The organism is Lysobacter lycopersici (assembly GCF_007556775.1).
Classification (GTDB): Bacteria; Pseudomonadota; Gammaproteobacteria; order Xanthomonadales; family Xanthomonadaceae; genus Pseudoluteimonas; species Pseudoluteimonas lycopersici.
The window spans coordinates 1,275,820-1,296,410 of record NZ_CP041742.1 but is presented as its reverse complement, the minus strand read 5'-3'; the positions used below and the strand labels follow the sequence as shown (position 1 = coordinate 1,296,410).

The window sequence follows — 20,591 nt, the reverse complement described above, 5'->3', positions numbered from 1 at the left end:
GCGCTACCATCGCCGCATGCAGGACGAGCCCCGCCACATGCCGACCCTGACCGTGGTCGTCGCCGCCTTCAACGAGGAGTCGGCGCTGCCGCTGCTGCAGCCGCGCATCGCCGCGACGCTGGACGCATTGCGGCGCGAGCAAGGCGTCGAAGGCGGCGTGCTGTACGTCGACGACGGCAGCCGCGACGGCACCTGGGACGCGATGCAGGCGATCGCGGCGAACGATGCGCGCGTCTCGCTGCTGCGGCTGTCGCGCAATTTCGGCAAGGAACTGGCGCTGACGGCCGGACTCGATCGCGTCACCGAAGGCGCGGCACTCATCCTCGATGCCGACGGCCAGGATCCGCCGGAACTGATCCCGCAATTCGTCGCCAAGTGGCAGGAAGGCTTCGACGACGTGCATGGCACCCGCAGCGCCCGCGCGGGCGAAGGCTGGTTGAAGCGCGCCACCGCGCACGCGTTCTATCGGGTGATGGGACGCCTGTCGAAGACCCCGGTGCCGGCCGATACCGGCGATTTCCGCCTGCTTTCGCCGCGCGCATTGGCCGCGTTGCGCGAATTGCGCGAACGCCATCGCTTCATGAAAGGCCTGTTCGGCTGGGTCGGGTTCCGCCAGGCGGCGATTCCCTACGTGCGCGCGCCGCGGCTGGCGGGCTCGAGCAAGTTCGGTTTCTGGAAGCTGTGGAATTTCGCGCTGGAAGGCATCACCAGTTTCAGCACCGCGCCGCTGCGCGTCGCCACCTACCTCGGCATCGCCACCGCCTTCGTCGCCTTCGTGTATGGCGCGTGGATCATCGCCAAGGCGCTGTTGTGGGGCGATCCGGTCGCGGGCTGGCCCACGATGATGTCGGTGATCCTGTTCCTCGGTGGCGTGCAACTGGTCGCGCTCGGCCTGATCGGCGAATACCTCGGCCGCCTGTACGAGGAGGCCAAGCAGCGCCCGCTGTACCTCGTCGATGCCTGGATGCCGGCGACGGGAGTATCCTCGGCGACGTCGACCGCCGCGGGAGGCCAGCATGCGCAACGTCCGCCAGTTGCTCGAGTCGAAACCGGCTGAAATCCATTCCATCGCGCCCGGTGCGCCGGTGATCGAGGCGCTGCGGCTGATGGCCGACAAGGGCATCGGCGCGGTGCTGGTGCTGGAAGGCGGCAAGCTCGCCGGGATATTTTCCGAACGCGATTACGCGCGCAAGATCGCGCTGCTCGGGCGCAGTTCCGCCGACACGCCGGTGCGCGACATCATGACCGCGGAACTGCACACCGTCGCGCCCGACGACAGCGTCGAGCATTGCATGCAGGTCGTCACCGACGGCCGCATCCGCCACCTGCCGGTGCTGGAACGCGGCGAGCTGGTCGGCCTCGTGTCGATCGGCGACCTGGTCAAGGCGATGATCGAGGAACAGCAGATCCAGCTCGATCATTTGCAGCGGTATATCGCGAGTTAGGGGCCCTAAATTGATGCGATGGTTTCCATTGTTATTGCTGCTAGCCGCGTTTCCAGCGCTGGCTGGAGAGCCCGCATTCCGTCCGCAATGGACGGCAACGTGCAAGTTCGGCAGCACGGATTTCTCCCTCCGTTTCGAATCCAGGAGCGGCGACGCCTATCAAGACGATCAGGTCGTCACGCTTGTTTGGGGGAAAGCCAAACCCGCCCCCTTGCCCGTTGGACCGGCTTTGTTTGAACCAGCCCGCTTCGTATCCGACGCCAAGAACTACTGTCGAGACATCGGTGCGTTCGAATGGTCCCACGGAAGGTTGCTGCTGCTCATCCCCCGCAATGGCCGCCCCTCAAGTGATCAGCTCATTGCGGTAGTCATCGATGCGAAGACTGGGGCTTTCGTGCAAAACGGCGGCACGCTAGGTGCAATTTGGCAGGACGTCAGATTGCTGCGGCATGGGCAAGGCTTCAGGGTGCTGCTTGAACGGTCCTGGCACGTAGAGGCGAACGATGGCGGGGAGTTTCCTGCACCCGACTGGATGTTGCTCAGTGAAGAGCAAGGCCGGCTGGTGCATGAATGGGAATTTGACAGGAAATGACGCCCGGCAATTCATTCAAGCCTGGCCCTCCATTCGGCTAAACCGTTGCCGGCCGAACATCGTCGTTCGCTACGAATTGCAAGGAACGTAGGGCGCAATAAGCGAAGCGCATTGCGCCGCATGGATTTCCGGCGCGTGACATCAGGCGCATTACGCCTTCGGCTAATGCGCCCTACGATTGAGTTTCACTTTTTCGCCGGCGTGGCCGCGCACGGCGCATTCTTGCCCTGTCCGAGGTCGCTGGTCGCGAGCAGCGCCGCCGCCGGCGCCGCGACCGTTCCCAATGCCACCGCCGCGCCAGCGCGCAGGCCCATGCGCGCATAGTCGGGCGTGAACTGCGGCTGCTTGAAACTGCCGCGCACGTACAGCGGCGAACGCAACGACAGCGGGCTGAAGCCCTTGGTGCGCGGTCGCACGGTCAGGTCGAGCGTTTCATCGCGAAGATTGATGCTGCCGCTGCCTTCCAGCCGCGTTTCGGCCGAATCGAACACGAAGTTGCGCGCGTCCATCACGCCGTCCTTCACTGCGAAATCGGCGGCCATGCAGCGGATCGGAATCTGCCTGTCGTGGGTGAGCTTGATGCGCAGCACGCCAGCGAGGTCGAGCCCCGCGTACTCCATCAGCAGTTTGCTGATGCGGCCTTCGCCCATGTCCATGCGCGCGTCGCCGTTGGCGCTGCCGAGGATGGCGGCGATGGAATTGCCGGTACCCGCGATCGCGATGTCGCCACCGACCTTGCCGATCGCGGTCTTGCCCAATGGCACCTCGGGCAGCAGCTTGGCCAGGTCCAGGCCGCGCGCAGTGATGTCGGCACGGGTGCGGATCGCGCTTTCGCGCGCATCCATGCGGATGGTCGAGCGGATGTCGCCGTCTGCGACGCCGAAATCCAGCGGGTCCAGGCGCAACAGGCCGTTCTCGAGCCGCAGGTGCGCGTCCATGTCGTCGATCGGGAGCTTCTGCGTGTCGATCCGGCCCGCGCGCAGGCGAATGTCTGCGTCCATCGCGCGCAGCTTGTCGAGCCGGTATGGCGTGGCCGGCAACAGCCGCGGGCTCGCGGCCTGTTTCGCGGCCTGCGCCGCGAGTTCGGGGTTGCTCGATTCGCCGCCGCCCGTTTTCGGCGCGGCACCCACGAAACCGGCGAGATCGTCGAAATCCAGCCGCTTCGAACGCAGGTCGGCGCGCAGGTAGGGGCGCTTGCCGCCGGTGGTGACGTGCGCGTAGCCGGCGAGGTCGCTGTCGCCGACCACGCCGGTGAATCCGTCGTATTTCCAGGTGCTGCCGGCCGGGCTTTCGATCGTGCGCGTGAGGCGTCCGTCGAGCCGGTACGGCGGCGTCGGCGGCGTGGCGATGCCGAGCAACGGATACAGGTCTTCCAGGTTCCGCCCGCGCAGCGCGAGCTCCATGTCGAAATCGCGGAATCGCAGCGGGTCGAGCAGGGTGCCGACGGCGTGCGCATGCGTGTTTCCCGCGCTCGCAGTCACGTCGATGCGGTACGGCCGTTCGCTGTCGCGCAGCTGCAGCGGCGATTCGCCGCGGCCCTGCAGCGTGAACGCGCTGCCCCGCCAGCGCCCGCTGCCTTTGGCGAGGATGGGCGCGCCTTCGCCGGGTTTCCTCGCGGCCTCGCTGGCGACTTCGATGTCGATGTCGGTCTTGTTCGGCGGATCGAAGAAGCGCAGCCGCCCGCCGTCGATCCACAGGCTGCGGAACTGCGCCTTCGCATTGGCGTTTCCTTCGCCGAACACCCAGTTGCCCTTGCCCTCCGGCCCGGTTTCGAGCACCGCGTCGGGTTGCACCAGCCGCAATTCGCGGATGCGGAATTCGCGGTGGAACAGCGCCGGCCAGAGTTCGAAATCGACCGCGACCCGATCCGCGCGCGCCATGTCGCCCCGCTTCGACCACGACGCGTTGCCGAAGCGCACCGCGTTCGCGGTCACGCGCGTCACGCGCCCGGGATCGACGTCGAAATCGCCGGCGATTTCGCAGGCGCGTCCGGTCTTGGCCTGCACATAACCGCAGAGCGGTTTGCGAAACCAGTTCCAGTCCCAGAACAGGATCAGCAGCGCGATCGCAACGGCGACCACGCCGGTCGCGCTCATCCAGGGATGGCGCCGCAGGGTGGCGAATGCGGGAACGGCTTTGCGGTCGTCTTCTTCTTTCATGCGCCTTGCGCGAGCAGGTTTCCGGAGGCGATTGCCGTCACCTTTCCTGCACAAGGGTCAAGCGCGGGTGAAGTGTCCGGAAAACGGTTCAGCGCGCAATCATGCGCTGATATCGTTCGCCGTCGGTACAACCGCGGGGTGGCGTCTGTTCGGGTGGATCGCAACCACTCACGCGCTGGCTTCGGTCTCCGTGCACAGCGTTTCCGCCTTGTCGCCGTCGCGCAGGTGCAGGCCATCCGCCGCGCGTTCGATCCGCACCTTGCGATTCGAATACACCTGCGGTTCGCCTGCGGCCGCGGACTTCGGCTGCGACAACTGCACGCTGCGGCCGTCGGGCCAGGACACGCCCGCGGCCATGCCGTTGAAATGCACCTCGACCTGCGCGCCGTCGTCGCACTGGTAGGACGCGAAACTGCCTTCCGGCATCGGTGCGGGTTGTTGCGGCGGTGCGGATGCCGCGGGTTCCGGCGATGTCGCCGGAGCGGCGACGGAAGCCGTTGCCGGCGCTCGCGGCTCCGTCGTCGATGCGGTCTCCGGCAATGCGTCGGCCGGGGCCGGGGCCGGTGCGCGGTTGCAGGCGGCGAGCACGAAGGCGGAAACGATCAGTGCGGCATGTCGGCGCATGGCGTGGAGTGCGGATGGACGTTGCCGCACTCTAGCGCGTCATGCGCGCGGCAGCACTTGCGCCGCGATCGCGATGAAATGGCAGGCGCCGCCGGCGATCACGAACAGGTGCCACACCGCGTGCGAATGCGGCCATGAGCGACGGAGATAGAACAGTGTCCCGAGCGTGTACGCCACGCCGCCCGCGAACAGCCAGCCGAGCGTCCATGCATCGAGCGCGGCCCAGACCGGCTTGATCGCGAACAGCACCAGCCAGCCCATCGCGACATAGACCAGCGTGGAGAACAACCGGAACCGACCGGTGCTGAACAATTTGAACACCACGCCGACGGCGGCCAGCGTCCACACCGCCGCGAACAGGATCCAGCCCGGCTCGCCGCGCAACGCGACCAGCGTGAACGGCGTGTAGGTTCCCGCGATCAGCAGGTAGATCGCACAGTGGTCGAGCACCTTCAGCCGCGCCTTGCGCGCGGGAACGCTGGCGCTGTGGTACAGGCTGGAGGCGAGGTGCATCAGCACCAGCGCGAACGAGAACGCCAGCGCCGATGCCCACTGCCAAGCATTGCCGCGCAGGATCGCCAGCGGCAGCATCCAGCATGCGCCGGCCAGTGCCAACGCCAGCCCGAGCCATGCGGTGAGGGCGTTGGCGCGTTCGCCGCGGTCGAATGCAAGGGTCGCGTGCATGCCGCCCACCATGCGCGCCCGGCGCCGAGCAATTGCTCCATGCGCGGAATCGCCTGCCTTATCATGGGCGAAACCGGTTTCGTCGCCCATGATCGTTTCCCACGCGCATCGCTATGTTTTCGTGCCGATCCCCAAGACCGGGACGCATGCCGTGCGCCAGGCCCTGCGCGAGCACCTGGGCCCGGACGACATCGAGCAGGTCGGCCTGTTCGAGCAGAAGAAATTCCCGTGGCCGGAACTCGCGTCGCTCGGGCACGGGCATTTCAGCCTGCGCCAGGTCGCGCCGTTCCTCGGCCCGGACGTGATGCGCGATTACCTGAAGTTCGCGTTCGTGCGCAATCCGTTCGACCGCTTCGTGTCGTATTGCTCGTTCATGACCCGGCAGGCCGGCGATTTCGACCGCGATCCGCGCGCCACCATGCACCGCATCCTGTTCGAACTGCGCCCACTGAACCACGTGCATTTCCAGCCGCAATACACGCTGCTCGTGGACGAACGGGGCGCCCTGGCGACCGATTTCATCGGTCGGGTCGAGACCATGCAGGAATCCTACGACGCGCTGTGCGCGAGGATCGGCATCCCCGGCCGAGCCCTGGACAAGGTCAACGGCTCGCGCCGCGGCGACTACCGCCAGTATTACGATCGCGACCTGGTCGATGGCGTGGCGCAGCTGTACGCGCGCGACCTGCAACTGTTCGGCTACCGGTTCTGACCATGCACGTTCCGACCATGCACGCCAATCCACGCAAGACCACGACCGTGCGCCACCTCGGCAAGGTCGATATTTCGTCGATCCGCGACGCCGTGCTCGCGATCCCTGAATCGGTGTGGGATGCGGAGAACGCGGCCAAGCCGAACAAGTTCGAGGCGCTCGACCGCACGCGGCACATCGTGTTCCGCTTCATCGACAGCCCGAAGGATTGGCGGCAATCGCACGACCGGCCGGCGTGGGCGGAATGGCGCGAGCGCCTGCTCCCGATCATGGAACTGGCGACACGACCGTACGGATACGCGCGCGGCGTGTATCCGCGGGTAATGTTCGCGCGCATGGCGCCGGGCGGCATCATCCATCCGCACGTCGATTCGAACGCGGCGGCGCAATGGCCGCACAAGATCCACGTACCGATCCTGACCAATCCGAAGGTGTCGTTCCTGTCCGGCGGCAGCGTGCACCATTTCCCGGAAGGCGAGGCGGTGGAAGTCAACAACCTCGGGATCCATGCGGTGAACAACGACGGCGACAGCGACCGCATCCACCTGATCTTCGAGTATTACGACGCGGACCAACCCGATCCCGATTGGGTGGGTTGATGCGCATGTCGGCGCCTGACGCCTGACACAGCCGCGCTTGCGACTACTTCGAACGTGCCCAGGCAAACGCCACGATGGCGCCGCCAAGACACATGCCCGTGCCGATGAGGTGCACGATATCCACCGCGCGAACGGTGGCGAGGCTCGGGCGGGCGAGCATGCTGAGCAGGCTCAGGAGGCCAAAGGCGGCGAGAACGAAGGCGACTCGAAAGGATTCGCGGCGGGAGCTCATCGGTTGTCACCTCTCAAGCGTCGTGGACGAGCGGTGGGAATGCGTGGTGCCTGATGCCCGGATCAAGCCGCGCCACGAAGCAGCTTCGGCTTGAATGATTTGTTAGCACTCACTGCGAGTATTTAATGATCATGGAAACAACAACAAGCACAAAACCAATAAGTGCGAATGCGTAGCCATTGATGGACGATTTCTTTCCCGAGGTTGAGAGAGCCTCAAGAGTTTGAAAGCCGTTTAGATAGGCGCCAATTGCGACTATGAGGAATCCGGAGCCGGCAATCAGGTCATAAAGATGCCTTCCGTAGAAAAAGAAGTCTATGAATCGAAGCGCGCCGAACAAAATGCCCATGACAGTCCAAATCTTCGAGTCACGGGTTCTAACGTCAATCGCCACAAGAACTCCCGGGTGAGTGCTAATGCCTGAATTAATCCGACCCGCGAAGCGGCTTCGGCTTGAACGAATTGTTAGGGCTCATTCAAGGTGATTCCGTTAATGGATTCAAGCCTCAAGAATATTGCCTTGCCCGGCTCCGGCCAGTCGATAGACTCTTCCACAATTACGCCAGAGAAATCGCCCTCAAGATCGGAATCAAGGTCCAGGCGGCCAAGAGCTTTTTGAATGAGCTTGTAGTCACGAATCTCGACTAGCGTGATTTCCCGCGAGTTGCTGCTGCCACAAGGCTCAATGAACTCCCCGTGGATGTTGATCACAAGACAGCCGTGGGCTGTGACGTGCTTGCCGAGTAAGGCTGTTTTGTCTCTGGCAAGGTCGTGAACGTCAATGCGGATAGCATCCGAAGCCGAGGCGGGCAACGCAATCGAGCCAATTAATGTGATTAGCGCCAAGCGTTGCGTTGCCGTGCTCATGAGCCCTAACTACATGTAGTGCCCAAATCGGGCGATATGCGCAGGATATTCAGCTTCGCTCAAGGCGTCGTCAAGCGGGATATTCCCACGAGGATCGGTGCATTCCTCGACCTTCTGGCCCGCGTAAACGGCAGGCAGGCGCCGTGCATATCGGCGAATCCGGGGCGATATGCGTTATCACCGCGAATCCGCGGTGATAACCGGTTCCTACACGTCGACCGCGTGCGCATGCTCGCGGGTCGCGAGGAAGCGCACCGCCGGGGCGCGTTCCTCGGCGAGCTGCAGGTTGACCCGCGTCGGGGCGAGGTAGACCAGCTCGCCGGCGGCGTCGAGCGCGAGGTTCATCGCGTTCTTCTCGCGGAATTCCTCGAGCTTCTTCGCATCGTCGCACTTGGTCCAGCGCGCGGTCGCGACCTGCACCGGCTCGAACGACGCTTCCACGCCGTACTCGTCCTTCAGCCGGTAGGCGACCACATCGAACTGCAGCATGCCGACCGCGCCGAGGATCAGGTCGTTCGACATCAGGGGGCGGAAGAACTGGGTCGCGCCTTCCTCCGACAACTGCGCAAGTCCCTTCTGCAATTGCTTGAGCTTGAGCGGATCGCGCAGGCGCGCGCGGCGAAACAGTTCCGGCGCGAAGTTGGGGATGCCGGTGAAGGCGAGCTGCTCGCCCTCGCTGAAGGTGTCGCCGATGGAAATCGTGCCGTGGTTGTGGATGCCGATCACGTCGCCGGGGAAGGCGCTTTCCGCGATCTCGCGATCCGAGGCCATGAAGGTCAGCGCGTTCGCCAGCTTCACTTCCTTGCCGGTGCGCGGGTGGAAGGCCTTCATCCCGGCGCTGAACTTGCCCGAGCACACGCGCATGAACGCGACCCGGTCGCGGTGCATGGGATCCATGTTCGCCTGGATCTTGAACACGAAGCCGGTCAGCTTGCTTTCGGTCGGATCCACTTCGCGCGTGGTGGTCGCGCGCGCCTGTGGCGACGGCGCGTGTTCGACGAAGAAATCCAGCAGCGGCTGCACGCCGAAGTTGTTCACCGCCGAACCGAAGAACACCGGCGTCTGCTTGCCGGCGAGGTAGGCGTCGCGGTCGAACGGGTGCGAGGCGCCCTGCACCAGTTCCAGTTCCTCGCGCAGTTCGGCCAGCATGTTCGCGCCGATGGCCGCTTCCACGCCCGGGTCGTCGATGCTGGCGAAGATGGTCGAATCCTGCCGCGTGAAGTTGCGACCGGCTTCGTACAGGTGCACCTCGCCGCTGACGAGGTGCACGACGCCCTTCAGGCGCGAGCCCATGCCGATGGGCCAGGTCACCGGCGCACATTGGATGCCGAGCACGGATTCGACCTCGTCCAGCAGGTCGATCGGGTTGCGACCCTCGCGGTCGAGCTTGTTGATGAAGGTCATGATCGGCGTGTCGCGCATGCGGCACACCTCCATCAGCTTGATCGTGCGTTCCTCGACGCCCTTGGCGACGTCGATCACCATCAGCGCGGAATCGACAGCAGTGAGCACGCGGTAGGTGTCCTCGCCGAAGTCGGCGTGGCCGGGCGTGTCGAGCAGGTTGACGATGCGGCCTTCGTAGGGGAACTGCATCACCGACGAAGTCACCGAGATGCCGCGTTCCTTCTCCAGCGCCATCCAGTCGCTCGTCGCATGGCGCGCGGCCTTGCGGCCCTTCACCGAACCGGCCATCTGGATCGCGCCGCCGAACAGCAGCAGCTTTTCGGTCAGCGTGGTCTTGCCCGCGTCGGGGTGGGAAATGATGGCGAAGGTGCGGCGGCGCGCGGCTTCGGTAGAGACTTCGGACATGGCGGCGCCGCGCACGCGCGCGGAATCGGGTCGAATGGGATCCGGAAATTATACCCGCGCGTTCAGTGCCCGGCGGACACGTCGGTGAAGCGCAGGATGCCCCGCGGCCCGAACATCCGGAACGGGATCGAGACCAGGCGCATGTCGCGGTTGACCTGCACCGCGAAGTGCAGGTGCGGCCCGCTGGTGAAGCCGGTGTTGCCGGACAGGCCGATCTGCTGGCCCTTTTCCACGCGCTGGCCCACGCGCACCAGCACGCCGCCCTCGCGCAAGTGCGCGTACAGCGCCATCGTGCCGTCGTCGTGGACGATGCGCACGTAGTTGGCGCGGCCGCCGTACTTCTCAAGGTTGAGCCCGGCCTTGTCGAAGTCGCTTTCGACCTGCATCACCGTGCCGTCGCGCGCGGCGAACACCGGCGTGCCGATCGGCGCGGCGAAATCGACCGCGTAATGGTTCTGTTCGTCCTGGTGGCTCCAGCCGCCGCCGAAGCCCTGCGCCACCTGCACGTCGCCGCCCTGCAGCGGGTAGGCGTATTCGAAATCCCGCGGGCGCGCGCTCGGATCGCCGGGAACGGCATCCAGGCGCAATTCGAAATCGCCGCCGTTCGCCGGATCGGCCGAACCGATGCGCGCCACCAGCGTGCTGCCGCGCGGATCGACCGTCGCGCGCGCGGGCAGCAGCGGATCGCCGACCACGTTGCGGCTGCGGGTGAACGACAACCGCACCTGCACCGGGCCGGCGAGGCGGTTGTCGGCGTAGGCGAGGTAGTCATCGCCGTCGTGTTCGAGCCGCAGCGCGACCATCGCACCAGGCTCGGCTTGAACGGGGATGACCTTCACCCGCGAGCTGCCGCCGACGACCGCGTTCGCAGCGGGCGCGCTGTCGCCGTAATGCACCACGCCCTGGCGATCCACCCAGCGATAGACCTTGGCCGCGCGCGCCACCGGCAGCGCGGCGACGGCGAGCGCCGCGAGCAGCAGCCAGGCGCGGCCTGCGCAGGTCATTGCTGCAGGCAGGTCGGCGCGATGCGCAGCGTGCGCGCGACTTCGCGCAGGTCGAACGCGGCCAGCGCCTTGTCGTCGTGCACCGCGTAGAGCACGCCGCCGGGGAAACGCTTGGTCGGCCCGTGCAGCGCGACGCCGTCGGTGTGCGAGGTCACCTTGCCGGTGAAGCTGCCGACCGGCGCCAGCGTCTTGCGGTCGAACAGGTGGAAGATCGTGAGCGGCGCGAGCTGGTCGACCGCGATCCAGTAGCCGCTGCCGTCGGGGCAGGTCCACAGCGCCACGCCCTCGGCCTGCGCGCCGAAACTGTCCTGCGGCAGGCTGCGGCCGGTGAATTTCCCGCTGAAGCCGTATTCGCGCAGCGTCGAGAGGTGGCGGGTGTCCTCGTCGGCGATCAGCATGCGGTCGTTGCGCGCGTCGCCGGCGATGGATTCGACCATGCGCAGCCCGTATTCCTTGCTGGTATCGCCGAACGCGCCGCCGTAGTTCGCCATCAGCTTGCCGTCCTGGTCGAACTGCACGCGGTAGCGGCGCACGCGCTGGTCGAGTTCGGAATACGGCGGCACCACGTCGTAGTGCTTGCCGTACATGAAGCTGTCGGTGACGTAGACCTCGAGTTCGCCCGGCTCGGTCTGGTTGATCCACAGGCCGTAGGGGCTGCGCAATTCGCCTTCGCCGAAGGAGCCGACCGGCTCGAAACCGGGCAGGGACAGCACCTGCACGCGGTGGTTGTCGCGTTCGACCACGAACAGTTTGTCGTCGGCGATCGCGATCCCGTTCGGGCGGAAGAACTGGCCGGGCGCGCTGCCTTCGCTGCCGACTTCGCGCAGGCGCTGGCCGCTGTCGCCGTCGTAGACGTCGAGGCGATGCGTGGACTTGCCGGTGACGATGGCGAGGGTGTGGCCGTCGGGCGCGGTCCAGGTCGCCACCGAATCGAGTTCCTCGGCCGGCGTTTCCGCGGACACGAAGCTTTCGGGCACCAGCAGCACCTTCGGTGCGGTGGCGGCCGGGGTGGAGTCGGGGCTGGGGGGAACGGCGGAGGCCGCGGGTTGGCTGGCGCAGGCGGCCAGCAGCAGCGCCATCAGGGTGGCGGGGACGGGGGAAATTCGCATCCGCGAAGTATGCGGAATGGGCCCGCCGCGCGGGAAGGGGAAATTCCATCGCTTCATGCGGATGAAGGGATTGACAAGTCCGGGAACCGCTGCGAAGCTGGATCCATCCATCCAGACCGGCTGAGGGACAGGCCCTAAGACGCCGGGGCAACCACGACGACTTCCCGACCTAGGGGAAGCCGGCGAAAGGTGCCAACTCCTGCGGAGGCCTGCGCCCCCGGCAGATGGTCGTGTTCGCGCTGTTGCGCAGCGAACACGTCGGCTGCGCTCCGTGGGAGCTGGATGGCCCTTGCCCACGCCCGGAGCCCGCCATGTCCCTCGATCCGCCCGCCTCCTGCCTGCGTCCCGCCACCCGCGCCGTGCGCGCCGGCATCGACCGCGATCCCGCCTTCGGCGCGGTGGTGCCGCCGCTGGTGCTGTCGTCGAACTTCAGCTTCGCCGGCTTCGGCGAAAAGCGCCGCTACGACTACACCCGCAGCGGCAATCCCACCCGCGACCTGCTCGCCGAAGCGCTGGCCGAACTCGAGGGCGGCGCCGGTGGCGTCGTCACCGCGACCGGCATGGCCGCGGTCGCGCTGGTGCTGCACGCGTTGCTGCAGCCGGGCGACACGCTGCTCGCCGCGCACGACGGCTATGGCGGCAGCTGGCGCCTGTTCGACGCGCTCGCGCGCAAGGGCGGCTTCGACCTGCAACTCGTGGACCTCACCGATCCGCGTGCGCTGGCCGCGGCGCTGGCACGAAAGCCGGCGCTGGTGTGGATAGAAACGCCATCCAACCCGCTGCTGCGCATCACCGACCTGCGCTTCGTCGTCGAGGCCGCGCACAAGGCCGGTGCGCTGGCGGTGGTCGACAACACTTTCCTCTCGCCCGCGTTGCAAACGCCGATCGCGTTCGGCGCGGACGTGGTCGTGCATTCGACCACCAAGTACATCAACGGCCACAGCGACGTGGTCGGTGGTGCGGTGGTCGCACGCGACGCCGCGTTGCACGAATCCCTCGCATGGTGGGCGAACGCGCTCGGGCTGACCGGCGCGCCGTTCGACAGCTACCTCGCGCTGCGCGGCCTGCGCACGCTGGATGCGCGCTTGCGCGTGCACCAGGAGAACGCCGCCGCGCTCGCGCAACTGCTCGACGAACACCCGGCGGTGGCGAAGGTGCATTTCCCCGGGCTCGAATCGCATCCCGGCCATGCGCTCGCCGCGCGCCAGCAGCGCGGCTTCGGCGCGATGCTGTCGTTCGAACTCGCGAATGAAGCCGAAGTGCGCGCGTTCGCCGACGGGTTGGAATGTTTCACCCTGGCCGAATCACTGGGTGGCGTCGAAAGCCTGGTCGCGCATCCGGCGACGATGACGCATGCGGCGATGGCGCCCGACGTGCGCGCTGCCGCCGGCATCGGCGACGGGCTGTTGCGCCTGTCGGTGGGCATCGAACACATCGACGACCTGCGCGCCGACCTGCTCGCGGGGCTCGAACGCGCGGCGCGCGCCGGCGATGCGGTCGCGAAGGTGGCGACATGAGCGTCGCGCTGGCCTCGGCCGCAATCGACACGGTGCAGGTCGAACGCCCGGCGCAGATCGCGTTGCTCGGCACCGGTACCGTCGGCAGCGCGGTGCTGGCGCGGTTGCAACGCTGGCAGGGCACCGCGTTCGGCCGTCGCCTGCAATTGGTGCATGTCGCCAACAGCCGGCGCGCGGTGGGCGACAAGCGTGGCGTCGCATTGCGTGCGCCCGCACCGGACATCGGCATCGCCGCCTCGCTGGACCAGGTGGCGAATGCGTTCCGTTCGCGCGGCGCGCGCATCGTCATCGATGCGACCGCCAGTGATGCGGTTGCGGATCGGCATGCGCAATGGCTGGCGCTGGGCATCCACGTCGTCACCGCGTGCAAGCTCGGGCAGGGCACCGAACTCGCCCGCTGGCACGACATCCGCAACGCCTGCGCGCGCGGCGATGCGCGTTACGGCGATTCCGCGACCGTCGGCGCGGGCCTGCCATTGCTGCGCACACTGCGCGAACTGCAGGCCGGCGGCGACCGCATCCACGCCATCGCCGGCGTGCTCTCGGGTTCGCTGGCGTGGCTGTGCGACCGCTACGACGGCATGCGTCCGTTCTCGGGTTTCGTGCGCGAGGCGCGCGATGCCGGCTACACCGAACCGGATCCACGCGAGGACCTGTCCGGCGAGGACGTGCGGCGCAAATTGCTGATCCTCGCGCGCAGCGCGGGCGTGGAACTCGAATCGACGGCGGTCGAAGTCGAATCGCTGGTAGCGCCCAAGCTCGCCGCGTTGCCGCGCGAGTGTGTCGATGCGGCGCTCGAATCGCTCGACGTGCCGCTGCGCGAACGCTTCGCCGCCGCCTACAGGGACGGAAAGAAGCTGCGCTACGTTGCGCGGCTCGACGAAAGCGGCCGTGCGCGCGTCGGGCTGGAAGCGCTGGCCGCCGGCGACGTGCTGCTCGGCGGCAGCGGCAGCGACAACCGCGTCGCGATCTGGTCGGACCGCTATCGCCGCCAGCCGCTGCTGATCCAGGGTCCGGGCGCGGGCGCGGCGGTCACCGCCGCCGCGCTGCTCGACGACGTGCTGCGGATCGGGGGGACGGTGTGATCAGTCGGTAGGGCGCAATAGCCGAAGGCGTATTGCGCCGAAATCGGTGAAGTCCGGGATGCATGCGGCGCAATGCGCTGCGCTTGTTGCGCCCTGCGCGCTTGCCGACGACGGCGACGGCTAGGGCCGCGACAGCGAGGCCGCGGCGACGGACGCGGTCGAACGCGGGCCGACGGGCGCGAAGTAATCGTCGATCGGCACCGGCCGGTCGATCGCGTAGCCCTGCACGTAATCCACGCCGATCCTCGCCAGCGCCTCGTGCTGGCGCATGTCCTCGACGTGCTCGGCGATGGCGCGCTTGTCCAGCACGTGGGCGATGTCGGTGATCGAGCGCACCACCGCGCCGGCCAGCGGCGAGGCGTCCATGTCGCGCACGAAGCTGCCGTCGATCTTGAGGAAATCCACGTCGAGGTCGCGCAGGTAGCTGAAGGAACAGAAGCCGGTGCCGAAGTCGTCGAGCGCGAAGCGGCAACCGAGCTCGCGCATGCGGCCGATGAAGCGCTGGGCGCGCGCGCGGTCGCGGGCGACGCTGGTTTCGGTGATTTCGAAACACAGGCGATTGGGCGGGAAATATCCACGATGCAGGCGCGCATGCAGGGCATCGCGGAATTCGTCGTCGACCAGGGTGCCGCCGCCGAGGTTGATGCAGCACATGCCGATGCCGTCGGTCGCTTCCGGGTGCTGTTCCATCCAGTCCAGCACCAGGTCGACCACGTGCCGGTCCAGGCGCGGGCCGAGCTGGTAGCGTTCGGCGGCTGCGATGAACTCGGCCGGCGGCAGCAGGCTGCCGTCGGCTTCCACCATGCGCAGCAGCACTTCGAAATGGCGGCCGTGGTCGTGCCTGGCGTGCAGCGGCACGATCGACTGGCAATACGGCACGAAGCGGCGTTCCTCGATCGCCGCGCGCACGCGCATCGCCGAACGCATGCCCGCGGTGCGCAGGCGGGTTTCGTCGCTGTCCGGCAAGGCGATGCGGAATCTCCCGCCGCCGTGTTCCTTGGCCGCGGCGCAGGCGGCGGCGGCCAGCGAAAGCAGGGTGTCGAGGTCGTCGTGCGGCGGGCGGCTGGGCACGATGCCGATGCTGGTGGTGATCGCCAGCATGTTGCCGTTCCAGGCCGGGCGCAGCGCCTCGATGCCGGAGATCAACCTGCGCGCCGATTCCGTCGCCGCGTCCTGTCCGGCATCGGCCAGCAGCGCGAATTCGTCGCCGCCGACGCGCGCGACCAGCGCATTCGCGCCGGCTTCGGCCTGCACCAGCCCGGCGATGTTGCGCAACAACTCGTCGCCGGCGGCGTGCCCGCCCGAGGTATTCACCAGCTTGAACTGGTCGAGGTCGAGGTGGAGCAGGGCGAGCGGCCCGTCGGACGCGGCGAGGCGCTGGCGCGCGCGTTCGGCGAAGGCCGTGCGATTCAGCAATCCGGTGACCGGGTCGCGCGTCGCACGTCGGTACAACGCCGCACTGGCGAGGCGTTTCTCGTGGTCGGAGGCCGACAGCAGCAGCGGCAGCACCGAGATCACGCACAGCAGCAGCATCAGCAGCGACGCATCCGTCGCCGAAGGCGGGCGGATGAAGCTGCCGAGCCCGAGGCCGGTGGTCAGGCTGAGGAACACCACCGTGGCGAAGGTGGCGATGGTGGTCCACAAGGGACTGAAGCGCACCGCCGACCACATCAGCGCCGCCAGCGGCAGGCTGACCAGGCCGAGCGCGTACGGGCTGCCCGCGCGGCCGGTGAGGAACAGCAGGCTGAGGCTGATGCCCAGCGCGAGCACCCATGCGGCGTGTTCGGCACGGCTGTATCCCGCACGCGGACGCGCGGGTGCGCTTTCGCCGTCGTATTGCGCGAACAGCAGCATCAGGCCGGGCGTGGTCGAGGTCACGCCGAGCAGGTCGCCGAGGAACCACAACGGAACCGCATCGCCGATTTCGTGGAACGGAACGATGCCGGCGACGACCAGGCCAGCGCTGCCGATGGTGGTGCTGACGATGGCGAGCAGCAGTCCGCCGCGCAGCAGCAGCAATCCGTCGGCGGAGACGAGGCGCAGCGGTTGCGGGTGGCGCCGCCTGACGTAGGCGCCGGCGGCGAGCGCGCCGAAGAGGTTGCTACCGACCGAGAACGGCAGGAACAGCGGCGGCACCGGCACCAGCAGCAAGTGCATGAGCAGGATGCCGACGGGGATGACCGCGGCGGCGCGCGTGCCGTAGCGCAGCACGAGGGCGTAGCCGATGCCGGCGCAGGGCCAGAACAGGGTGATGTCCTGCGGGGTGCGCAGGTACAGGCTGGCGACGACCGTGCCGGCGAAGTACAGCCCGGTCAGCAGTCCCCAGCGGATGATGCTAGCCCCCCCGGCGCGCATGTCCGGACTATAGGCCGAAGCTATGGCCATGCGCACCTGTCCGGACGGACGGCGCCATCCGGCGACGGGCGCGTGGCTTTGCCGAATCGGCACTCGGTCACGTTTGGGGCGAGGCGCGAAGCAAGGTCGGCGAGGATGTTTCGCACCAGCGTGTTCGCTGCCGATGCAGGGAACTCAGTAGGATGGGTGGAGCGCAGCAATACCCATCATTGTCGGTTCATGAGGGTGATGGGTATCGCCTTCGGCTCAACCCATCCTACGAAGCTAACGCCCGAGCCAAGTCGAACCGCGAAGCGGCGTCTGCTTGAATGAATGCTCAGGGGCCGCTTGCCGCGCCAGATGCTGCGCGACGGCGAACCAGAAACGCAATGCAAAACAGTAGGGAAAGAAGCAAGAAGGCCAGTGTCGGAACAATGAGAAGGCCGTTTTGCTCGTGGTACACGACCACGTTTTGCTGGTCGAAGTAGCGGCCTTCCTCGTTGAACAAATCGCGATAACGGCAGTACAGCAAGAAATAGAAGAATCCAAGGAAAATCGTTGCTGCGCCAGAAAGGAACGCGGCAAGCAGCAGTATTAGCTGAGTCAGGCGGAACAATTTCGACGCCGGATCCACGTCGACACCCTTCGTCACGATCAGCCCCTCGCGCGCCAGCCTGCGCCAACGAGACAACATGAAAGGGTGGATGTAAAGCGATCGGGCAACGTCGCTGACCGAGACGCCCGGCAGCTGGCTCAGGCGGACGGCGGTGGCCTTGAAATCGGGGCTGTAGCGGTAGGTGGTTCTTGGTCCTGGCTTTGGCATTGGGACACTCCTGAAGTTTGTTCAGGGTGTCCACCTAACCGAAGGAAGCTCCGGCTCGGCTTGAACGAATTGTTAGGCGCGTCTGGCACGCCAGTTAATGGGGCGCCCAGCAGCAACGTAGTCTAAGTACTCGTCACCTATGACTTCAGCGTTGACCCACAGTTCTGGTGATGCCCCAAGTTGTTCATGCGCAAATGCGAGCGCCTCGCCAGGGGAGCCAAGACACGCGGCGGGTTGATCAATGTCGTCAGCCCCGAACTCATAGACGTCTGTTGAGTCTGGCCCACCAAGATCTGGGACCTCAAAGGTCCAGACCTCAACGCCTTGTGTAGAAGGCCGTAGCTCGATCCACCTGATCGTTGGCGCTGGCTTGGAGTTGCCGCTGCCAAGGAACTGTTCCAGTGACTTGCCTCGGCGCAAGATCGACTCGTGAAATGTCGCTGCGACATGCCTCATTGATAAGCGCCTAACGCTGGAGTTAAGCGGCGTGAGGTATGCGCGTCCGCTTGAATGATTTGTTGAGCGACTAGCCCCGGTGGTTAGGAACTATAGGCCGCTTCGATGCTCCGGCGCACATCAGTAGGGACCCCGACCCAAGCCGTGCTCGCCGAGACTTTGGGGCGGATGCCGAGCTCTGAGCTGGCGGCGCTAGCCAAGTTGTGGAAGCGCTGCTCTGCTGTAAGCGGGAAGGGTGCTCCGGCCATGTAGCGGCTGGGAGACAAGAACCGCCCCTCTTCGGCGACCCACTCTACCCCTGCTGCCGCACGATAGATGTATTGGTACAGGCCATCAGCAACAGTCGGAGAGACGGCAACCTGGCCGTTGCTCAGCAACTCGACTTTGGCGATTTCCATGTGCTTCATGGCACCTAACGCTCAAGTTAAGCCGAATTGCAGCGCGTAGCTGGCAACATGGCAAGCTCTTTCTGCCATGTTGACGGCGTAGCGATGCAATTTCGGCTTGAACGCATTGTTAGGCAACACGCCCCGCTACCCTAGAATCTGCGGATTGAGTTGCCAGACTGAAAAGTTGAGTGCGGAGGCGAAGCTGACCCAAAGCAGGTACGGAATTAGCAGCGTGCCCGCCAACGGCCTGACACGCCAGAATGCAATTAGCGTTGCAATGATGAGCACCCAAAGCAGAACGATGTCTGCGAAAGCCAAGCCGCCCAAATGCCATCCGAAGAACAGCCAGCTCCAGAGCGCGTTGACTGCCAGTTGCACCAGAAACAAAGTGAGGGCTGTACGTGAAGCGCGAAACCCTCCGGCACGCCAGACCAGCCATGCCGAAATGCCCATGAGCGCATAAAGAATTGTCCAAACCGGACCGAACAAGTTGGGCGGCGGCGCCCACTCCGGGCGTATGAGCTGCGTATAGAACGGGCCAGCCTGTATGGACGCGGCGCTGCCAATTGCGGCGGCAATGAAGCTGACCGCGAGCCAGGCAATGAACCCAATGATTTGCTTGTTTTTTGGCAAAGTCACGATTCACTCCCTTGTGTTGCCTAACTATGGTTTATACGACGAGCTCACCGTGATATCGGATATTGCGGGCTAAACGCAGCAAGGAAGGAGTCGGACAATCCCGGTTCCTGCGTCAACACTCGATCACGTTCACCGCGAGTCCGCCGCGGCTGGTTTCCTTGTACTTGTCCTGCATGTCGCGGCCGGTGTCGCGCATGGTCTTGATCACCTTGTCCAGGCTGACCTTGTGCTTGCCGTCGCCGCGCAGCGCCATGCGCGAGGCGTTGATCGCCTTGACCGAACCCATCGCGTTGCGTTCGATGCAGGGAATCTGCACCAGCCCGCCGATGGGATCGCAGGTCAGGCCGAGGTTGTGTTCCATGCCGATCTCGGCGGCGTTCTCGATCTGCCCCGGCGTTCCGCCGAGCGCGGCGGTGAGACCGGCGGCGGCCATGGAGCAGGCCACCCCGACTTCGCCCTGGCAGCCGACTTCGGCGCCGCTGATCGAAGCGTTTTCCTTGTACAGGATGCCGACCGCGGACGCGGTGAGCAGGAAATCGAACACGCCCTGTTCCGATGCGCCGGGGCAGAAGCGGTCGTAGTAGTGCAGCACCGCGGGGATGATCCCGGCCGCGCCGTTGGTCGGTGCGGTGACGACGCGCCCGCCGGCGGCGTTTTCCTCGTTCACCGCCAGCGCGTACAGATTCACCCAGTCGAGCACGGTCAGCGGATCGCGCATCGCGGCTTCGGGTCGCGACGACAATTCCGCGAACAGCGCCGGCGCGCGTCGGGCGACGTGCAGGCCGCCGGGCAGGGTGCCGGTTTCGCGGATGCCGCGGGCGACGCAGTCCTGCATCGCGCGCCAGAGTTCGCGCAGGCCGGACACGATCTCGCCTTCGCTGCGCCAGGCTTTCTCGTTTTCGAACATCAGTCGCGCGATCGGCAAGCCACTGCGTTCGCTTTGCGCGAGCAGTTCGGCGCCGGTGTGGAACGGGAACGCCAGCTCCGTCGTGTCGGCGACGATGCGGTCTTCCGCGGCCTCGTCCTGGTTGACGACGAAACCGCCGCCGACCGAGTAGTAGTCGCGCGAGGCGATTTCGCCGCCTTCCGCATCGAACGCAGCGAAGCGCATGCCATTGGTGTGGAACGGCAGCTTCTGCCGCTTGTTCATCACCAGGTCGGTCTTTTCGTCGAAGGCGATCTCGCGCTGGCCGTGCAGGCGCAGTTGCTTCGTCGAACGGATGCGTTCGAGCGCGGCGGGAATCACGTCCGGGTCGATCAGGTTCGGCCAGTGGCCCTCGAGGCCCATCAGCACCGCCTTGTCGGTACCGTGGCCGCGGCCGGTCAGCGCCAGCGAACCGAACACCTCGGCGCGGATGCGCGCGACGTCGTCGAGGCGTCCGGACTCGACCAGCCACTTCTCGACGAAACGCGCGGCGGCACGCATCGGCCCGACCGTGTGCGAGGAACTCGGCCCGATGCCGATCTTGTACAAATCGAAAGTGCTGACGGCCATGCCGGTATTCTAGGCCG

At 66.1% G+C, this 20,591-nt stretch carries 20 protein-coding genes, 1 pseudogene and 1 riboswitch; of the genes and pseudogenes, 7 read left to right on the top strand and 14 right to left on the bottom strand.

Translation table 11 applies throughout. From position 1 onward, the window contains the following. Positions 1–37 precede the first annotated feature (37 nt). The 3 genes from FNZ56_RS06575 to FNZ56_RS06565 are packed head-to-tail and all read left to right on the top strand — an operon-like array spanning position 38 to position 2,037. Positions 38–1,057, top strand: a complete 1,020-nt coding sequence (locus FNZ56_RS06575; protein ID WP_143880294.1) for a glycosyltransferase family 2 protein — start codon at positions 38–40, stop codon at positions 1,055–1,057. Next, a complete protein-coding gene (locus tag FNZ56_RS06570) occupies positions 1,017–1,445 on the top strand; it encodes a CBS domain-containing protein (RefSeq protein ID WP_143879071.1) in 429 nt (142 codons plus the stop codon). The genes FNZ56_RS06575 and FNZ56_RS06570 overlap by 41 nt, the downstream gene beginning before the upstream one ends. A 13-nt stretch (positions 1,446–1,458) precedes the next feature. After that, a complete protein-coding gene (locus FNZ56_RS06565) occupies positions 1,459–2,037 on the top strand; it encodes a hypothetical protein (RefSeq protein ID WP_143879070.1) in 579 nt (192 codons plus the stop codon). A 185-nt stretch (positions 2,038–2,222) separates the two neighbouring features. Here FNZ56_RS06565 and FNZ56_RS06560 read toward each other — a convergent pair whose 3' ends face one another. The 3 genes from FNZ56_RS06560 to trhA form a co-directional block, all read right to left on the bottom strand. Beyond that, positions 2,223–4,196, bottom strand: coding sequence for an AsmA family protein (locus FNZ56_RS06560; protein ID WP_246064753.1), 1,974 nt, complete (start codon positions 4,194–4,196; stop codon positions 2,223–2,225). A 168-nt stretch (positions 4,197–4,364) separates the two neighbouring features. Further along, on the bottom strand, positions 4,365–4,820 hold the full coding sequence (locus tag FNZ56_RS06555; RefSeq protein ID WP_143879069.1) for an MliC family protein: 456 nt from the start codon (positions 4,818–4,820) through the stop codon (positions 4,365–4,367). Between the two features lie 39 nt (positions 4,821–4,859). After that, on the bottom strand, positions 4,860–5,504 hold the full coding sequence (gene trhA, locus FNZ56_RS06550) for a PAQR family membrane homeostasis protein TrhA (RefSeq protein ID WP_143879068.1): 645 nt from the start codon (positions 5,502–5,504) through the stop codon (positions 4,860–4,862). Between the two features lie 88 nt (positions 5,505–5,592). Here trhA and FNZ56_RS06545 point away from each other — a divergent pair, with 88 nt between their 5' ends. Together FNZ56_RS06545 and FNZ56_RS06540 are read left to right on the top strand one after the other, a co-directional pair. Continuing rightward, positions 5,593–6,216: a sulfotransferase family 2 domain-containing protein gene (locus FNZ56_RS06545; protein WP_143879067.1), complete on the top strand. Its 624-nt coding sequence runs from the start codon at positions 5,593–5,595 to the stop codon at positions 6,214–6,216. Between the two features lie 2 nt (positions 6,217–6,218). Continuing rightward, a complete protein-coding gene (locus FNZ56_RS06540) occupies positions 6,219–6,815 on the top strand; it encodes an aspartyl/asparaginyl beta-hydroxylase domain-containing protein (protein WP_143879066.1) in 597 nt (198 codons plus the stop codon). A 43-nt stretch (positions 6,816–6,858) separates the two neighbouring features. On the opposite strand, the gene FNZ56_RS06535 is transcribed toward FNZ56_RS06540, so the two are convergent. The 6 genes from FNZ56_RS06535 to FNZ56_RS06510 form a co-directional block, all read right to left on the bottom strand. Next, on the bottom strand, positions 6,859–7,047 hold the full coding sequence (locus tag FNZ56_RS06535; RefSeq protein ID WP_143879065.1) for a hypothetical protein: 189 nt from the start codon (positions 7,045–7,047) through the stop codon (positions 6,859–6,861). Between the two features lie 109 nt (positions 7,048–7,156). Beyond that, complete coding sequence (locus FNZ56_RS06530; RefSeq protein ID WP_143879064.1) at positions 7,157–7,396, bottom strand: hypothetical protein; 240 nt, start codon at positions 7,394–7,396, stop codon at positions 7,157–7,159. A gap of 116 nt (positions 7,397–7,512) precedes the next feature. Next, a complete protein-coding gene (locus FNZ56_RS06525; protein WP_143879063.1) occupies positions 7,513–7,914 on the bottom strand; it encodes a hypothetical protein in 402 nt (133 codons plus the stop codon). Between the two features lie 207 nt (positions 7,915–8,121). Further along, entirely contained in the window at positions 8,122–9,723 is a 1,602-nt protein-coding gene (locus FNZ56_RS06520) for a peptide chain release factor 3 (RefSeq protein ID WP_143879062.1), read from the bottom strand. Between the two features lie 62 nt (positions 9,724–9,785). Beyond that, positions 9,786–10,727 carry a peptidoglycan DD-metalloendopeptidase family protein gene (locus tag FNZ56_RS06515; RefSeq protein ID WP_143879061.1) on the bottom strand — a complete coding sequence of 314 codons (942 nt, stop codon included), beginning with the start codon at positions 10,725–10,727 and terminating at the stop codon, positions 9,786–9,788. Further along, positions 10,724–11,836: an NHL repeat-containing protein gene (locus FNZ56_RS06510; protein WP_143879060.1), complete on the bottom strand. Its 1,113-nt coding sequence runs from the start codon at positions 11,834–11,836 to the stop codon at positions 10,724–10,726. Before FNZ56_RS06510 ends, FNZ56_RS06515 begins: the two co-directional genes overlap by 4 nt. A 104-nt stretch (positions 11,837–11,940) precedes the next feature. Then, positions 11,941–12,067: riboswitch (SAM riboswitch) on the top strand. An 80-nt stretch (positions 12,068–12,147) separates the two neighbouring features. Between FNZ56_RS06510 and metB the strand changes: the two genes are divergently transcribed. Both metB and FNZ56_RS06500 read left to right on the top strand, forming a co-directional pair. After that, entirely contained in the window at positions 12,148–13,353 is a 1,206-nt protein-coding gene (gene metB, locus FNZ56_RS06505; protein ID WP_143879059.1) for a cystathionine gamma-synthase, read from the top strand. Then, positions 13,350–14,438, top strand: a complete 1,089-nt coding sequence (locus FNZ56_RS06500; RefSeq protein WP_143879058.1) for a homoserine dehydrogenase family protein — start codon at positions 13,350–13,352, stop codon at positions 14,436–14,438. The genes metB and FNZ56_RS06500 overlap by 4 nt, the downstream gene beginning before the upstream one ends. A gap of 120 nt (positions 14,439–14,558) precedes the next feature. Here FNZ56_RS06500 and FNZ56_RS06495 read toward each other — a convergent pair whose 3' ends face one another. The 5 genes and pseudogenes from FNZ56_RS06495 to FNZ56_RS06475 form a co-directional block, all read right to left on the bottom strand. Further along, positions 14,559–16,823: a putative bifunctional diguanylate cyclase/phosphodiesterase gene (locus FNZ56_RS06495; RefSeq protein ID WP_143879057.1), complete on the bottom strand. Its 2,265-nt coding sequence runs from the start codon at positions 16,821–16,823 to the stop codon at positions 14,559–14,561. A 598-nt stretch (positions 16,824–17,421) separates the two neighbouring features. Then, positions 17,422–17,595 (bottom strand): annotated as a pseudogene (locus FNZ56_RS13035) (transposase); the annotation flags it as partial. Positions 17,596–18,134: 539 nt separating this feature from the next. Further along, on the bottom strand, positions 18,135–18,449 hold the full coding sequence (locus tag FNZ56_RS06485; protein ID WP_143879055.1) for a hypothetical protein: 315 nt from the start codon (positions 18,447–18,449) through the stop codon (positions 18,135–18,137). A 135-nt stretch (positions 18,450–18,584) separates the two neighbouring features. Next, complete coding sequence (locus FNZ56_RS06480) at positions 18,585–19,073, bottom strand: TspO/MBR family protein (protein WP_143880292.1); 489 nt, start codon at positions 19,071–19,073, stop codon at positions 18,585–18,587. 118 nt (positions 19,074–19,191) lie between these two features. After that, positions 19,192–20,574, bottom strand: coding sequence for an L-serine ammonia-lyase (locus FNZ56_RS06475; RefSeq protein WP_143879054.1), 1,383 nt, complete (start codon positions 20,572–20,574; stop codon positions 19,192–19,194). Positions 20,575–20,591 lie beyond the last annotated feature (17 nt).

Bases quoted from the DNA above. Each gene is read 5' to 3' on its own strand.
- trhA (WP_143879068.1), bottom strand. From the start codon at position 5,504: ATGCACGCGACCCTTGCATTCGACCGCGGCGAACGCGCCAACGCCCTC.
- FNZ56_RS06500 (WP_143879058.1), top strand. From the start codon at position 13,350: ATGAGCGTCGCGCTGGCCTCGGCCGCAATCGACACGGTGCAGGTCGAA.
- FNZ56_RS06525 (WP_143879063.1), bottom strand. From the start codon at position 7,914: ATGAGCACGGCAACGCAACGCTTGGCGCTAATCACATTAATTGGCTCG.
- FNZ56_RS06530 (WP_143879064.1), bottom strand. From the start codon at position 7,396: ATGGGCATTTTGTTCGGCGCGCTTCGATTCATAGACTTCTTTTTCTAC.
- FNZ56_RS06560 (WP_246064753.1), bottom strand. From the start codon at position 4,196: ATGAAAGAAGAAGACGACCGCAAAGCCGTTCCCGCATTCGCCACCCTG.
- FNZ56_RS06545 (WP_143879067.1), top strand. From the start codon at position 5,593: ATGATCGTTTCCCACGCGCATCGCTATGTTTTCGTGCCGATCCCCAAG.
- FNZ56_RS06510 (WP_143879060.1), bottom strand. From the start codon at position 11,836: ATGCGAATTTCCCCCGTCCCCGCCACCCTGATGGCGCTGCTGCTGGCC.
- FNZ56_RS06535 (WP_143879065.1), bottom strand. From the start codon at position 7,047: ATGAGCTCCCGCCGCGAATCCTTTCGAGTCGCCTTCGTTCTCGCCGCC.
- FNZ56_RS06540 (WP_143879066.1), top strand. From the start codon at position 6,219: ATGCACGTTCCGACCATGCACGCCAATCCACGCAAGACCACGACCGTG.
- FNZ56_RS06570 (WP_143879071.1), top strand. From the start codon at position 1,017: ATGCGCAACGTCCGCCAGTTGCTCGAGTCGAAACCGGCTGAAATCCAT.
- FNZ56_RS06555 (WP_143879069.1), bottom strand. From the start codon at position 4,820: ATGCGCCGACATGCCGCACTGATCGTTTCCGCCTTCGTGCTCGCCGCC.
- FNZ56_RS06565 (WP_143879070.1), top strand. From the start codon at position 1,459: ATGCGATGGTTTCCATTGTTATTGCTGCTAGCCGCGTTTCCAGCGCTG.
- FNZ56_RS06485 (WP_143879055.1), bottom strand. From the start codon at position 18,449: ATGGAAATCGCCAAAGTCGAGTTGCTGAGCAACGGCCAGGTTGCCGTC.
- metB (WP_143879059.1), top strand. From the start codon at position 12,148: ATGTCCCTCGATCCGCCCGCCTCCTGCCTGCGTCCCGCCACCCGCGCC.
- FNZ56_RS06520 (WP_143879062.1), bottom strand. From the start codon at position 9,723: ATGTCCGAAGTCTCTACCGAAGCCGCGCGCCGCCGCACCTTCGCCATC.
- FNZ56_RS06515 (WP_143879061.1), bottom strand. From the start codon at position 10,727: ATGACCTGCGCAGGCCGCGCCTGGCTGCTGCTCGCGGCGCTCGCCGTC.
- FNZ56_RS06495 (WP_143879057.1), bottom strand. From the start codon at position 16,823: ATGGCCATAGCTTCGGCCTATAGTCCGGACATGCGCGCCGGGGGGGCT.
- FNZ56_RS06475 (WP_143879054.1), bottom strand. From the start codon at position 20,574: ATGGCCGTCAGCACTTTCGATTTGTACAAGATCGGCATCGGGCCGAGT.
- FNZ56_RS06575 (WP_143880294.1), top strand. From the start codon at position 38: ATGCCGACCCTGACCGTGGTCGTCGCCGCCTTCAACGAGGAGTCGGCG.